We start from the raw sequence: 14624 nt of genomic DNA, 5'->3' as shown, positions 1-14624 counted from the left end.
TACGCGAAGAGGGCCCCGAGTGCGTGATCGCACCCGGGGCCCTCTTGCGTGGCGGTCGCTACCGCTGGCGGTTACGCGACGTTACGGCCGTTGACCAGGCGCGGCATGAAGCGGAAGCCGATGCCGCCCGCGATCATGGTCGCGGCGCCGATGATCAGGAAGGTGGTCCCGCCCGCACCGGTGGCGGCCAGCTCCTCCTTCTGCTGCCCCTGCTCGACGGGCTGCGACCCGACGTTGTCGGGGGTGGTGCCGGTGTTACCCGTGGTGCCGGTGGTTCCGGTCGAGCCGGTGGTGGCGCCGGTGGTACCAGTGGTTCCGGTAGTGCCGGAGGTACCCGAGGTGCCGGTCGAGCCCGAGGTGCCGGACGTACCCGAGGTGCCCGAGGTGCCGGACGTACCCGAGGTGCCCGAGGTGCCGGACGTACCCGAGGTGCCCGACGTGCCCGAGGTGCCCGACGTGCCCGAGGTCCCGGACGTACCCGCCGTACCCGAGGTGCCGGACGTGGTCGAACCGGTCGAACCGTCCGTCGTCGAACCGGTCGAACCGGCCGTGGTGGAGCCCGTCGAGCCCGCCGTCGTCGAACCGGTCGAACCGTCCGTCGTCGAACCGGTCGAACCCGCCGTGGTGGAGCCCGTCGAACCGTCCGTCGTCGAACCGGTCGAGCCCGCCGTCGTCGAACCGGTCGAACCGTCCGTCGTCGAACCGGTCGAACCCGCCGTGGTGGAGCCCGTCGAACCGTCCGTCGTCGAGCCCGTCGAGCCCGCCGTCGTCGAACCGGTCGAACCGTCCGTCGTCGAACCGGTCGTGCCGTCCGTCGTCGAGCCCGTGGAACCGGAACCGCCCGTCGTGGTGCACAGCGGGTCGGTCGGGGCGCACGTGCCGCCCAGGGTGATCGCGGGCGTATTGCTGTCGCCGGCGTCGGAGCCGACGGCCTGGGCCGCCCCCGCGGCGGTCAAGGACGCGCCGGCGGCAATCACCGCACCGGCAGCTATCCGCGCGAAGCGGACCCGCGTGTTCTTGGTCATCTGCTTGCTACCCCCAGTAGCCGATCTCGTCATGGAGCAGCGCCCGGGGCGGCAACACCGGGCGGGCCATGAAGCCCCTCCCCCGTCGCACGCGCCCCAGAGTTACGCATGCCGCGCGTTAGCTTTGCCAGTTTTAAAGAGGGCGTCAAGGTCGTTGCGTACGCAATGTCCGACATCGACCCACTTGCCGGGCGTACGGGAATACGACTGTGACAGAAACCCCGAACTGACGTATCCCACAGGCGAGTTCCCATGTCGACAAAGCGCCGCGCGGCTCAATTCCCGCTTGCACCGGCGAAGCAGGTCGCGCCGCTGCCGTTCACACGACCCGCACAACTCGAAGGCGCCGTTCCCCTGAGGAGGGGGCCGGCGCCTTCGGGTGCGTGGGGTCTGCGCGGGGTCTACTTCTCCTGCTGCTTGCGCCAGCGGATGCCCGCTTCGAGGAAGCCGTCGATCTCGCCGTCGAGGACCGCCTGCGGGTTGCCGACCTCGAACTCGGTGCGCAGGTCCTTCACCATCTGGTACGGGTGCAGGACGTACGAACGCATCTGGTTGCCCCAGGAGTTGCCGCCGTCGCCCTTGAGCGAGTCCATCAGCGCCTGCTCCTCCTGGCGGCGGCGCTCGAGGAGCTTGGCCTGCAGGACGTTCATGGCGCTCGCCTTGTTCTGGATCTGCGAGCGCTCGTTCTGGCAGGAGACCACGATGCCGGTCGGGAGGTGGGTGATGCGGACCGCGGAGTCCGTGGTGTTGACGCCCTGACCGCCGGGGCCCGACGCACGGTAGACGTCGATGCGCAGCTCGGACTCGTCGATCTCGACGTGGTCGGACTGCTCGACGACCGGCAGCACCTCGACGCCCGCGAAGGACGTCTGGCGGCGGCCCTGGTTGTCGAAGGGCGAGATGCGGACCAGGCGGTGCGTGCCCTGCTCCACGGAGAGCGTGCCGTAGGCGTAGGGCGCGCTGACCACGAAGGTGGTCGACTTGATGCCGGCCTCTTCCGCGAACGAGGTCTCGTACACCTCGGTCTTGTAGCCGTGCCGCTCGGCCCAGCGCAGGTACATGCGCTGGAGGCGCTCGGCGAAGTCGGAGGCGTCGACGCCACCGGCCTCGGCGCGGATGTTGACCAGCGCCTCACGGGAGTCGTACTCGCCGGACAGAAGGGTACGGACCTCCATCTCGTCCAGCGCCTTGCGCACGGACTCCAGCTCGGCCTGGGCCTCGGTGCGGGTGTCCGGGTCGTCCATCTCCTCGGCGAGCTCGAAGAGCACCGCGAGATCGTCGATCCGGGAGCGCAGGGCCTCGGTCTTGCGCAGTTCCGCCTGGAGGTGGGAAAGCTTGCTGGTGATCTTCTGCGCGGCCTCCGGGTCGTCCCACAGGGACGGGGCGGCCGCCTGCTCCTCGAGCACGGCGATGTCCGCCCGCATCGTGTCGAGGTCCAGGACGGCCTCGATCGACCCCATGGTCGAGGAGAGGGACTTCAGCTCTTCGGATACATCGACGACTGCCACGGGTCCAGCGTAACGGCTGCGCGCTCCGGCGTTCCCCGGGCCATCGGATCGCGGGACCCCTAGGGAAGGACGGGCGCCGAGTTCTTGGTGTCCTGCGGGGGCGACTGCGGCCCCGAGTCGTCGCTCAGGGCCAGCCAGCCGCCGACGCCGACCGCCGCGGCGAGGACGACCGCCGTCGTCGTCAGGACGAGGCGGCGCTTGCGCACCTGCTCGGCCCGGTGCCGGGCGGAGCCGGGCCGGGGGGCGCCGGCCGAGCGCGGCGCGCGGGCGGTGCCGAGCGGGCCGCCGGCCAGTTCGTCGGGGGCGGGCACGCGCATGCTGGTGTGGGTGTCGCGGTTCGCGGAGTCGTGCGGCGCCCCGGGCACCAGCGGGACCGCACCGCGGCGGGGGGTGGTGGGGGCGCTCGGGTACGGGTCCTCGTACGTCTCCTCGTCCTCCGCGCCCTCGGCGTCCGGCTCGTCCACGTCGAGCGGGGGCATGCCCGCGACCAGGGGAAGCAGTTCGCGCAGCCGGACCGAGAGCTCGGAGGCGCGCAGGCGGGACGCCGGAGCCTTGGCGAGGCACTGGACGATCAGCTGCCACAGCTCGTCGGGGATGCCGGGCAGCGGGACCACGGTCTCGGTCACGTGACGGCGCAGGACGGCACCGGGGTGGCCGCCGCCGAAGGGCGTGAAGCCGGCGAGCAGCTCGTACAGGACGGTCGCGAGCGCGTAGATGTCGACCGCGGCGCGCGGCGGGAGGCCCTCGACGATCTCGGGTGCCAGATAGTCCGGGGTGCCGATGATGCGGGTGGCCTTGGTGCGGCGCGGGGTGTCGATGAGCTTGGCCACGCCGAAGTCGGTGAGCAGCGCGGGGTGGGCGCCGCCGGGGCCGAGCGGTCCCTGCATGTCCAGGAGGATGTTCTCGGGCTTGACGTCGCGGTGCACGATGCCCGCGGCGTGGGCGGCGGCGAGCCCGTCCGCCACGTCGGCCGCGATGGCCACGGCGGCTTCGGGGGCGAGCCTGCGCTCGCGGTCGAGGCGGGTGCGGACGTCGGTGCCGCGGATCAGGTCCATGACGAGGGCGAGGTCGTTGCCGTCCACCACCAGGTCGCGGACGCCCACCACGTGCGGGTGGTCGAGGCCGAGCAGGGCGGTGCGCTCCTGGACGAAGCGTCCGACCAGCTCCTGATCGGCCGCGAGGTCTTCGCGCAGCAGCTTGATGGCGACGGGGCCCTCGGGCCCCTCGCCGAGCCACACCGTGCCGGCGCTCCCCCGGCCCAGGATCTGGTGGGCGGTGTACCGGCTGCCGATATTCCGTGCCAAGACTGCTCCCTCAGCGGCTGGCTGTGCACGCTGAGGCTACGCGGCCGGGACGGCAACCTTCACTTCCGGCGCCGAAATCACCCTCTGGAAGTCGACAAATCCCCGAAGTCGCGTCCTGGCCGGGGTGTTCGCGGCCCGTGCGCGGCCCGCGTACGGCCCGGTGATCACTGGCCCGTCGAGTCGCCGATGCTCTTGATCCAGCCGGATACCGTCGAAATCCCGTCACCGATCGCCTGCCAGTAGCTCTTGCCCTGGGCGACCCAGTCCTGGAGCGGTGTCAGCTCCCAGATCAGCCAGCCCGCCACGAAGAGCAGCACGAACGTGAACAGACAGCCCTTCAGACAGCCGAGGCCGGGGATCCGCATCCGGTTCGGGCTGCGCCGGCGAGGCTCGCGGGGCTCCCTCGGCTCCCGCGCCGGGGCCTGCGGCTGCTGGGGCTGCTGCGGGGGCGCGTACTGCTGACGCTGCGGCACGTGCTGCTGCGGCTGCTGCTGGTAGGGCTGCGGCGGCGGGGCGTACCGCTGGTGCTGGGGCGGCCGCTGCTGACCCTGCTGCGGCTGCTGCCCGTAGCCCTGCTGGGGCCGCCGGCCCTGCTGGTCATAGCCCTGCTGACCCTGCCGGCCCTGCTGGCCGTAGCCCTGCGGGGGCTGCTGCTGGCGGTGCGGGCGGCGGCGCAGCGGGTCCTCGTCGGGCGAGAGGTAGCCGACCTGCGTCTGCTCGTTGCGGTCGCGCGCCGCCTGGAGCTGGGACTGCCAGGGGTGCGGGTCCTGCGGCGCGGGCTGCCCCGGCGGGACCGGCGGCATGACGGCCGTCGGGTCGGCGTGGCCGCCCTGGCCGGTCTGGGGCAGCACCGAGGTGCGCGCCGCCGGGTCGTACGAGGCCGCGTTGCTCGGCAGCACCTGGGTCGGGTCGGCCGCGCCCGGCGCGTCCGGGACCGGGGCGGGCGCCGGGTCGGGGGCGAGCAGCGCGCCCACCCCGTCGGCCGCCTCGACCTGGGCCGGGGTGGAGTGCACCCCGATGCCGGAGGCGACGACGCGCAGCCCGCGCGCCAGGTTCTGCGCGCTGGGGCGCCGCTCGGGGTCCTTGCTGAGGCAGCGCTCGATGACCGTCCACAGCGGGGCCGGCACGGTGGTGGGCCGGCGCGGTTCCTCGCTCAGGTGGCGGTGCAGCACTTCGAGCGCGGTGCCGCCGGCGAACGGCGGGCGGCCCGTGACCAGCTCGTACAGCAGGATGCCCGCGCCGTAGATGTCGACGGCGGAGGTCTGCGGGCGGCCCTCGGCGGACTCCGGTGCGACATAGGCGGGGGTGCCCACGAACTCGTGCGTGCGGGTCAGGCCCGGGGAGTCGGCGAGGCGGGCGATGCCGAAGTCGGTCAGCATCGGGTGCATCGCGCCGTCGCGCTCGTCCAGGAGGACGTTGGCGGGCTTCAGGTCGCGGTGCACGACGCCGTCGGCGTGACTGGCGGCGAGGGCGTCCGCGATCTGCGCGGTCAGCAGGGACGCGGCGACCGGGGTGAGCGGGCCGTTCTCGCGGAGGTAGCGGTGCAGGTCCGGGCCGTCGACCAGGTCCATGACCAGGGCGAGCAGATCGCCCTCGACCACCAGGTCGCGGGTACGCACGATGTTGTCGTGGCGCAGCCTCAGCAGCACGGAGCGTTCGCGCAGGAAGCGCATCACCACGTCCGCGTCGCCGGCGAGCTCCTCCTTGAGGACCTTGATCGCCACGGTCTCGCCCGGCTGGCCCGCGACGGACGCCTCGGAGCCGGCGGTCTCTCGCTGGCGGGCTCGCCAGACCGTGCCCGTGGCGCCGCGTCCGAGCGGCTCCTCAAGCAGGTATTTACTGCCTACCGGCCGCACGTCATGCGCTCCCTGCTGCTCGCGTCGATTGCTGTGGGTTTCCGGCCCACTCTAGTGCCGCTCCCCAGAGCGGCGACGGGTCGTGGCTCCGGCGCCACCAGGTTGTTCACCGTCTTCTCATGCTTCTCCGGGGATCCGCTAAGACGCGGTCCTCGCACAGAAGGTTGCCGAACGGTCGTGCGCGGCATCTCCTGCGAATGCCTCACTCGGTCGCAACCAGCCACTTTTCCGTCCACATTTGCGTCGCGAGCCGACCATTCAAGATCAATTCGAGGCGGGCGACGGGCGTGTTGTCAGTGGCAGGTGCGAGGATGCCCTCAGCACGAATTGTGTGCCGGGTGGGGGGAATCACAGGGCTGGTCCGGTCCCCCTTCTGGGCACCCCCGCGCAGAAGGGACCGCCGAGGCGATGCAGATCCGGCTGACCGTCCTCGCGCCGCGCAGCGGCCACGCTGTGGCGCGCGCCTGCGACGTGCTCGTCACCGCCCCGGCGGGGACGGCACTCGCGGCCGTCGCCTCCGGCCTGGCGTCGGCCGCGTCCGGCGCCGAGGTCTCGGGCGCCTCCGTGGTGCTGTACGCGGGCCGCGAGCGGCTCGACGCCCAACGCCGCGTCCTGGGCGAGCCACCCCTGGTCGATGGCGCGGTGCTCTCGCTCGCGGCACCCGCCGAGGACGAGCCGGCCCACGACGGCTCGGCGCCGGCCCGGCTCCACGTCGTGGCGGGGCCCGACGCGGGCGGCGTCCACCTGCTGCACGGCGGCCGGGTCACCATCGGCCGCTCCACCGAGTCCGACGTCGCGCTCGACGATCCGGACGTGTCGCGCCGGCACTGCACGGTGACGATCGGCGAGGACGGCGGCGTGGCCGTCGCCGACCTCGACTCCACCAACGGCACCCGTGTCGATGGCAGGGAGATCGGCTCCCGCCCGGTGCGGCTCGCCCCCGGGGCGCTGCTGCGGATCGGCGAGTCGGCGCTGCGGCTCGCGCCGGGCGGCCCCGATGCGGAGCCGTCGCTCGCGGCCACGCCGGACGGCGAGGGTCATCTGCGCGTCACCCCGGCCCCGGCGGCCCCGCGCACACCGGGCACACGGGGCACACCGGGCGTTCAACAGGCGCGCTCCGCAGCCCAGTTGGGCGCCCCGCGGCCCGAAGCCCTCCCTCCCTCGGCCACGCCCCCGCCCCCGCTCCACGGCGAGCCGTCCGCCGGCCCGCACGAGAGGCCGCCGTACGGGGAGCCGTCGCACGAGAGCGCGTACGGGATCACGGACGAGAGCCCGTACGACCCCTCGTACGGAGGCCCCGCCGACACGTCCGGGGCGCGGCAGGGTCATGGGCACGACGGCGAGGACGGCCGGCGCGATGCGCGGCCCAGCGCACGCCAGGGCACTCCGCTGCGCGGCACCCGGCTGCCCGAGCGCCTGCCGGGGACGGACGAGGCCGAGCACGCCCGCGCGGACCTGCCGGACGGCGGGCGCAGGCGGGGCGGGATAGGGGCCTGGGCGCGGCGGCTGACCGGCGGCCGCGGCGAGCCGCTGCCCGAGCCGGCGCCCGCGGAACGGCGGCACCGTCCGGCCGAGCCCGCCCCGGAGAGCTGGCCCGATCCGGCGGCGCTGCTGCTGACCGCGCTCGGCCCCGGCCCCCGGCTGTGGGAGCGCGAGCCCGGCCATCCGGAGGCGCTCGCGGTCCGGGTCGGCACCGCCGACCGGGGCGAACTGGCGGCCGTGCCGGTCACGGTGGGGCTGCGCGAAGCGGGCTCGCTGGGCCTGGCGGGGCCGCGCGAGCGGCTGTCCGGCCTGGCCCGCTCGGTGATCGCCCAGCTCGCCGCGCTGCACGCGCCGGCCACCCTGGAGATCGTCCTCATCAGCACGGACCGGGCGCGAGGCCTCCAGGCGCGCACCGCCGAATGGGAGTGGCTCGGCTGGCTCCCCCAGGCGCGCCCCGCCCACGGTCAGGACTGCCGGCTGCTCCTCGCCTACGACCGCGACCAGGCGACGGCCCGCACCTCCGAGCTGGTCAGACGGCTCGACGCGGGCCCGCTCGGGCCGGGCTGGGCCTCGGCGGACCGGGCGGCGGTGGCCGAGGCGGCCGCGGGCCACACCGGCCCGTTCACGGTGGTCGTGGTGGACGGCGACCCCGGCTCGGCGCCGCTGCGCGAGACCACCGCGCGGCTCGCCGCGGCCGGCGCCGCCGCCGGCATCCATCTGCTGTGCCTGGCCGAGACCCCGGCCGCGTCCGCCGCGTCCCCCGTCGACGCCACGTACGAGACGGCGTGCGCGGCCTCGCTCGCCTTCCGGGAGTGCGGGGCGGTCGCCCTGCTCAGCGGGGATGTGGCCACCGCCCTGCGCCTGGTCCGCATCGCGGGCGGGCGCCCCGCGGGGCACGGCACGGTGGCGCGGGTGGACGGGGTGTCGCGCCCCTGGGCCGAGCGGTTCGCCCGCGCGCTCGCCCCGCTGCGCAGCGGGGACGGCTCCGCCGCGTCGGCCGGCCGCATCGCCTCCTCACTGCCCGCCACCTCCCGCCTCCTTGACGAGTTGGGGCTCGCGCGGGCCACCCCCGCGTCCCTGATGGCCCGTTGGGAGTCGGCGCCCGACGGAGCGGTCGTGCTCGGCACCGGGCCGCGCGGCCCACTCGGTGCGGACCTCGCGTCCGACGGCCCCCACCTCCTGATCGAAGGGCCGCCCGGCAGCGGCCGTACGGAGCTGCTCCGGGCCGTCGCCGCCTCGCTCGCGGCAGGTGCGCGGCCCGACCGGCTCGGCATGATCCTGGTCGACGGCGCGGGCGGCGAGCGCGGCGAGGGACTGCGTCCCTGTACCGAACTGCCGCATGTGTCCACCCACTTGATCGCCTCCGATCCGGTCCGGATGCGGGAGTTCGCCCAGGCGCTCGGGGCCGAGCTGAAGCGCCGGGCCGAGCTGCTCGGCGGGCTCGGCTTCGCCCAGTGGCAGTCCCAGCGCGAGGTCGCGGGACGCCTGGTGGGCCAGCGGCAGGCGCCCGCGGCGGAGACCCGCGGCGACCTCGACCCGCCGGGCAGCAGCACCCTGCGGCTGCGTCCGGTCACGCGCGGCCGCACCGAGGAGGGCCCCTCGCTGCCCCGCCTCGTGGTCCTGGTCGACGATCTGGACGCGCTGGTCGCGCCCGCCCTCGGCAGCCCCGGCCGACCGGCCGCGGGGTCGGTGGTGCGGGCCCTTGAGGCGGTGGCCAGGGACGGCGAGCGGCTCGGGGTGCACCTCGTGGCGTCCTCGGCCCGGCCCGAGCGCACGGCCGACACGGAGCTGGCGCGCGGCGCCCGGCACCGGGTGGTCCTCGACGCGCCGCCCGCCACCCCGTCGCCCGACGAGCCGTCCCCGGGCCGTGGCCGGCTCCATCAGGCGGACGGGGTGTCCGTTCCGTTCCAGGGCGGCCGGGTCACCGGGCGCATACCGCGCACGGCGACGCAGCGGCCGACGGTCGTGGTCCTGGAGTGGGAGCGGATGGGCGACCCCCCGGCCCGCCGGCCGGTCCGCGAGCTCGGCAACGGCCCGACCGACCTCGCCCTGCTGGCGAGCGCCCTCGACCGTGCCGCGTCCTTGGTCAACGCCGCCCCCGTGGCGCCGCTGTCCTGAGGGCGAGCGGCCGGCGCCGGCCGCTCCGGTGATCAACACGGCAGTAATGGAGGGTAGTTGGGACATCCCGCAACACCCAACGTCACAAGCCCATCACGATCATCAGGGTGACGGCGAAGGCGGTATTGCGGCGCCCCCGCACCCGGCGTAGGACTGTCGCACGGGACGAGAGCGGCGGCGCCTGCGTCACCGGGCGCGGCGGTTCGTACGCGCACGGGAGAGACGGGGCACGCATGCGCACCACTCGCACAGGCCGCACCACCACACGCACCGGCACGACAGGCCGCACCACGACGGGCCGCACCTTGGTGGCCGTCCTGGCCGTCGGCGGTCTCGCGCTCGGTGCCGCCGCGTGCGGCGGCAGCGACGACGGCAAGAAGAGCACGCCGTCCGCGAGCGGCGGCGCCACGACATCGGCGGGCGGCGTCCAACTCCCCAAGCTCGACGGGGAGAAGATCGAGGTCGCCGCGGTGTGGACGGGGGCCGAGCAGACCAACTTCGTCAAGGTGCTCAAGGAGTTCGAGAAGCGCACCGGCGCCACCGTCACCTTCGTCCCCGCCCAGGACCCGATCGTCAACTTCCTCGGCACCAAGATCGCCGGTGGCAGTCCGCCCGATGTGGCGATGCTCCCCCAGGTCGGCGCGATCCAGCAGGCCGTGGCGAAGAAGTGGGCCAAGCCGGCCGGGCCCGAGGCCAAGGCGCAGCTCGCCGCGAACTATTCGAAGGTGTGGCAGGACCTGGGCTCGGTCGACGGCACCCAGTACGGGGTGTACTTCAAGGCCGCCAACAAGTCCCTCGTCTGGTACAACACCAAGGTCTTCGACAACGCGGGCGCCACCCCGCCCGCGACGTGGAAGGACTTCCTGGCCACCGCCGACACGATCTCCGCCTCGGGTGTGACCCCGGTGTCGGTGGGCGGCGCGGACGGCTGGACCCTCACCGACTGGTTCGAGAACGTCGATCTCTCCCAGGCCGGCCCCGACAAGTACGACCAGCTGGCCAAGCACGCGATCAAGTGGACCGATCCGTCCGTCAAGGACGCGCTCACCACGCTCGCCCAGCTCTTCGGCAAGCCGAACCTGATCGCGGGCGGCGCCAACGGGGCGCTCCAGACCGAGTTCCCCGCCTCCGTCACCCAGACCTTCACCGGCGGCGACCAGCCCAAGGCGGGCATGGTCTTCGAGGGCGACTTCGCGGCGGTCAACATCGCGGAGACCTCCGCCAAGCTCGGCACCGACGCCAAGGCGTTCCCGTTCCCGGCCGTGGGCGACAAGGCCCCGGTCGTCACCGGCGGCGACGCGGCGGTGGCCCTGAAGGACACCAAGGGCGCGCAGGCGCTCCTGACGTGGCTGGGGTCCACGGACGCCGCGAAGATCGCGGCCGGGTCGGGCGGCTTCATCTCGCCGAACAAGGCCCTGGACCTCGGCGCGTACCCCAACGACGTGCAGCGCGGCATCGCCAAGGCGCTGATCGGCGCGGGCGACAACGTGCGCTTCGACATGTCGGACCAGGCCCCGCAGTCCTTCGGCGGCACCCCCGGCAAGGGTGAGTGGAAGGACCTTCAGGACTTCCTGAAGAACCCGTCCGACATCGCGGGCACCCAGTCCAAGCTGGAGGCCGACGCGGCCGCGGCGTTCAAGAACTGATCCGGCGATGACCACCGCCACGGCGGGAGGCGCCCCGCCTCCCGCCACGCCTCCCGCGCCCAGGACCCTCAAGAGCGTCACCGCCACGCGCAAGTGGATCGCGGCCGTGTTCCTGCTGCCCGCGCTCGTGCTGCTCGGTGCGCTCGTCGTCTATCCGATCGGCTTCTCCGTCTACCGGTCGTTCTTCGACCAGTCGGGGAACTCGTTCGCCGGATTCGACAACTACAAGACCCTGTTCACCGACCACACCATCCGCACCGCGGTGAAGAACAACGCGATCTGGGTCGTCTGCGCCCCGACCATCGCCACCGCACTCGGTCTGATCTTCGCCGTGCTGACCGAACGGGTGCGCTGGGGAACGGCGTTCAAGCTCGTCGTCTTCATGCCGATGGCGATCTCCATGCTCGCCGCGGGCATCATCTTCCGCCTGGTGTACGAGCAGGACCCGGCGCGCGGGGTCGCGAACGCGGTGGTGGTGGGCGTGCACGACACGTTCACCGACGCGGCGGGCTACCCCAAGGCGCATCCGCTGCCCACCGCGCCGCTGAAGGACGGCGGCGGCGGCACGTTCGTCACCCGGGGCCAGGTGCGTGCGGGCTCCCCCGTGCTGCTGCCCCTGGTGGGGGTGGCCGCCGACGCGATGCCGTCATCGGCCACGCCCGCGAAGGCCGCTCCGAGCACCCCGGGCAAGGTCACCGGCACGGTCTGGCTCGACTTCACCAAGGGCGGCGGCGGGCATCCGACCGTCATCGACCCCAAGGAGCTCGGCCTCAAGGGCATGAAGGTCGAAGCCGTGCGGAACGGCAAGGTGGTCGCGTCGGCGACCGCCGCCGCCGACGGCACGTTCGCGCTGCCCGCCTCGGCCGACGGGGCCCAACTCCGGCTCCCCGAAAGCAACTTCCACGCCCCCTACAACGGCGTGGAATGGCTGGGCCCGGGGCTCGTCACCCCGGCCATCATCGGCTCGTACATCTGGATGTGGGCCGGATTCGCGATGGTCCTCATCGCGGCGGGCCTCGCCGGGCTGCCTCGCGAACTCCTCGAAGCGGCACGGGTGGACGGGGCCAACGAGTGGCAGGTCTTCCGCCGGGTCACCGTCCCGCTGCTCGCGCCGGTGCTCGCGGTCGTCCTCGTCACTCTGATGATCAACGTCCTGAAGATCTTCGACCTGGTCTTCATCATCGCGCCAGGCTCCAGCCAGGCCGACGCGAACGTCCTGGCCCTGCAGCTCTACCGCTCGTCCTTCGGCACCGAGGCCGACCTCGGCATCGGCAGCGCGATCGCGGTCCTGCTGCTGCTCCTCGTGATCCCGGTGATGCTCTTCAACATCCGGCGCATGCGCAGGGAGGCCAAGCGATGACCGCCCGCACGGCAACCGCCTCCGGCCGGGGGTCCGGGGGTCGGCCCCCGGGACAGCACAGCAACATCCGGCGCATGCGCAGGGAGGCCAAGGGATGACCGCTGTCGAAGGGATCGTCAAGGCCCGGCAGTCGCTGCCCGCGCGGATCGCGTCGCGCGCGGGCGGCGGTGTCCTGCGGGTGTTCCTCATCCTGGTGGGCCTCTTCTGGCTGATGCCGACCATCGGGCTGCTGCTCTCCTCCGTGCGCAGCCCCGCCGACATCGCCTCGACCGGCTGGTGGAAGACGTTCGCCGACCCGTCCCAGTTCACCGTCCACAACTACGCGAACCTGCTCGACAACAGCACGATCACCAACTCCCTCCTCTCCACGGTCGCGATCACGGTCCCGGCCACCCTCCTGGTCGTCGTCATCGGCTCGTTCGCCGGCTACGCGTTCGCGTGGATGGACTTCCCCGGGCGCGACTGGTGGTTCATGGTCGTCGTGAGCCTGCTCGTGGTGCCGGTGCAGGTCGCCCTCGTGCCCGTCGCCAAACTCTTCGGGCAGATCGGGATCTTTGAGACGACGATCGGCGTGATCATCTTCCACGTCGCCTTCGGCCTGCCCTTCGCGATCTTCCTGCTCCGCAACTTCTTCGCGGAGATCCCCAGGGAGCTCCTCGAGGCGGCCCGGCTCGACGGGGCGGGCGAGATCCGGCTGTTCACCCGCGTGGTGATGCCGCTCGGCGGCCCGGCGATCGCCTCGCTCGGCATCTTCCAGTTCCTGTGGGTCTGGAACGACATGCTGGTCGCGCTGATCTTCGCGGACTCCAAGCACCCGCCGATCACGGTGGCGTTGCAGCAGCAGGTCCGCCAGTTCGGCAACAACATCGACGTGCTCGCGCCGGGCGCGTTCGTCTCGATGGTCATCCCGCTCGCCGTCTTCTTCGCCTTCCAGCGGCAGTTCGTGACGGGGGTGATGGCCGGCGCGGTGAAGTGAGTGGCGAGGACGCGGGCGCGGCGGTCCGGGCGGAAGCGAACGGGGGCCACGCGCCACGGACTTGCCCGCCCGATCGGACGGCAGTTCCCCGCGCCCCTTAAAACCCGGTTCACCTGCGAACCGTGCCCGCTTCTCGCGCAGTTCCCCGCGCCCCTGACGGGGCTGATCTTGGCAGGGTGCCCAGTCAAGGCAACCTCAGCCCGTCATGGGGGTCCCCCCTGGCCCTTAAGGCCTTGGGGGAGATTGAGGACGAGCGCCCTTCAGGCGCGAACGGGGGTGCAGGGGGCGGAGCCCCCGCCGGGGTTCGAGGGGCGGAGCCCCTCAGGGGGTCTGGGGCGCAGCCCCAGGGAGCCGAACCCTTCAACCCCTTGCACGGGCGGGAGGGTGGGAAAACCCCCCGGGGTCTGGGGCGCAGCCCCAGGGAGCTGAGGCCCTCAAGTCGCCGCACGGGCGGGTGGGTGGGCCCCCCCAAGGGCTAGGCCGTGGCCTTCAGCGCGGCCACGGCCGACTTGGCCAAGTCGTCCAGATACCCCTTGGGAAGCCCACCCTTAACCACCACGAGCCGCCAGTACAACGGCCCCACGATCAGATCCAGCGCCCGGTCCGGATCCGCCCCGGCCGGCAGCTCCCCCCGCTCGACCGCCTCCCGTACGACCACGACCGCAACCCCCTGCTGCCCGTCCAGCAGCGCGGCCTTGATCGCGTCGGCGATCTCCGGATGCCGCACCGACTCGACGAGCAGGTCCGGGATGACCTGCGAGGCGATCGGGTGGCGCAGGGCCATCGAGGCCACCGCGAGCAGCGCCCGGATGTCCCCGTACAGCGACCCCGTGTGCGGCACCGGAAGCCCCTGCTCCGCGAAGACCGACACCAGATCGAGGACCATGGCGAGCTTGGACTTCCAGCGCCGGTAGACCGCCGTCTTACCGACGCCCGCGCGCCGCGCGATGCCCTCGATGGACATGCGGGCGAAGCCGACCGCGGCGAGTTCCTCGAAGACGGCCCCCCGGATCGCGACCGTCACGTCCTCGCGCAGCACGGCGGCGCCGGCGGGTGCGCGGCGCGACGTCGGGCGGCTGGTGGCGGCGGTCTCCGGGTCCGTCTTGGTCATGGCTTGAGCATAGCGTTGCGACGAGACGGTTGCGTTGCGACGTCAAGGCGTCCTACTCTCGCCGTAGCGACGATACGGTTCCGTCCCGTCGCCCCCGTCCCCCGCCCCGGGAATCCTCCCGGTCGCGGGTGATCCCTCCGCCCCGGGAAGCCTCCCGGGCCCCGGCGAAAGCGACCGTAGTGAGCCAGACCGCAGCTGCGCGCCCGACCGCAGCACCACCGGCCGCACCGGCCTCCAT

Annotated in this window: 9 protein-coding genes; 4 read left to right on the top strand and 5 right to left on the bottom strand. The window is 73.2% G+C overall.

Going from position 1 to position 14624, the window contains the following annotated elements; genetic code table 11:
• Window positions 1-71 precede the first annotated feature (71 nt).
• From OG432_RS21175 to OG432_RS21160, 4 genes are all read right to left on the bottom strand, one after another.
• A complete protein-coding gene (locus tag OG432_RS21175) occupies window positions 72-1025 on the bottom strand; it encodes a hypothetical protein (RefSeq protein ID WP_328312528.1) in 954 nt (317 codons plus the stop codon).
• Between the two features lie 401 nt (window positions 1026-1426).
• Window positions 1427-2533: a peptide chain release factor 2 gene (gene prfB, locus OG432_RS21170; protein ID WP_328312527.1), complete on the bottom strand. Its 1107-nt coding sequence runs from the start codon at window positions 2531-2533 to the stop codon at window positions 1427-1429.
• Window positions 2534-2592: 59 nt separating this feature from the next.
• Complete coding sequence (locus OG432_RS21165; protein ID WP_328312526.1) at window positions 2593-3837, bottom strand: serine/threonine-protein kinase; 1245 nt, start codon at window positions 3835-3837, stop codon at window positions 2593-2595.
• A gap of 164 nt (window positions 3838-4001) precedes the next feature.
• Complete coding sequence (locus OG432_RS21160) at window positions 4002-5693, bottom strand: serine/threonine-protein kinase (protein ID WP_328312525.1); 1692 nt, start codon at window positions 5691-5693, stop codon at window positions 4002-4004.
• Between the two features lie 408 nt (window positions 5694-6101).
• Between OG432_RS21160 and OG432_RS21155 the strand changes: the two genes are divergently transcribed.
• The 4 genes from OG432_RS21155 to OG432_RS21140 all read left to right on the top strand — a co-directional run bounded on the left by OG432_RS21155 (window position 6102) and on the right by OG432_RS21140 (window position 13275).
• The gene (locus tag OG432_RS21155) at window positions 6102-9293 is read left to right on the top strand and encodes an FtsK/SpoIIIE domain-containing protein (RefSeq protein WP_328312524.1); all 3192 of its coding nucleotides are present in this window, start codon (window positions 6102-6104) and stop codon (window positions 9291-9293) included.
• A gap of 233 nt (window positions 9294-9526) precedes the next feature.
• Complete coding sequence (locus OG432_RS21150; protein ID WP_328312523.1) at window positions 9527-10939, top strand: ABC transporter substrate-binding protein; 1413 nt, start codon at window positions 9527-9529, stop codon at window positions 10937-10939.
• 7 nt (window positions 10940-10946) lie between these two features.
• Complete coding sequence (locus OG432_RS21145; RefSeq protein WP_328312522.1) at window positions 10947-12299, top strand: carbohydrate ABC transporter permease; 1353 nt, start codon at window positions 10947-10949, stop codon at window positions 12297-12299.
• 94 nt (window positions 12300-12393) lie between these two features.
• Entirely contained in the window at window positions 12394-13275 is an 882-nt protein-coding gene (locus OG432_RS21140; protein ID WP_328312521.1) for a carbohydrate ABC transporter permease, read from the top strand.
• Window positions 13276-13750: 475 nt separating this feature from the next.
• Here OG432_RS21140 and OG432_RS21135 read toward each other — a convergent pair whose 3' ends face one another.
• Window positions 13751-14386 carry a TetR/AcrR family transcriptional regulator gene (locus OG432_RS21135; RefSeq protein WP_328312520.1) on the bottom strand — a complete coding sequence of 212 codons (636 nt, stop codon included), beginning with the start codon at window positions 14384-14386 and terminating at the stop codon, window positions 13751-13753.
• Between the last annotated feature and the right edge of the window lie 238 nt (window positions 14387-14624).

The sequence above is a fragment of the Streptomyces sp. NBC_00442 genome, assembly GCF_036014195.1.
GTDB lineage: Bacteria > Actinomycetota > Actinomycetes > Streptomycetales > Streptomycetaceae > Streptomyces.
This window is presented reverse-complemented; position numbering and strand designations above follow the sequence as displayed.

Coding starts and splice junctions, on each gene's coding strand:
- OG432_RS21175 (WP_328312528.1), bottom strand. CDS start 1,025: ATGACCAAGAACACGCGGGTCCGCTTCGCGCGGATAGCTGCCGGTGCG.
- OG432_RS21155 (WP_328312524.1), top strand. CDS start 6,102: ATGCAGATCCGGCTGACCGTCCTCGCGCCGCGCAGCGGCCACGCTGTG.
- OG432_RS21150 (WP_328312523.1), top strand. CDS start 9,527: ATGCGCACCACTCGCACAGGCCGCACCACCACACGCACCGGCACGACA.
- OG432_RS21145 (WP_328312522.1), top strand. CDS start 10,947: ATGACCACCGCCACGGCGGGAGGCGCCCCGCCTCCCGCCACGCCTCCC.
- OG432_RS21140 (WP_328312521.1), top strand. CDS start 12,394: ATGACCGCTGTCGAAGGGATCGTCAAGGCCCGGCAGTCGCTGCCCGCG.
- OG432_RS21135 (WP_328312520.1), bottom strand. CDS start 14,386: ATGACCAAGACGGACCCGGAGACCGCCGCCACCAGCCGCCCGACGTCG.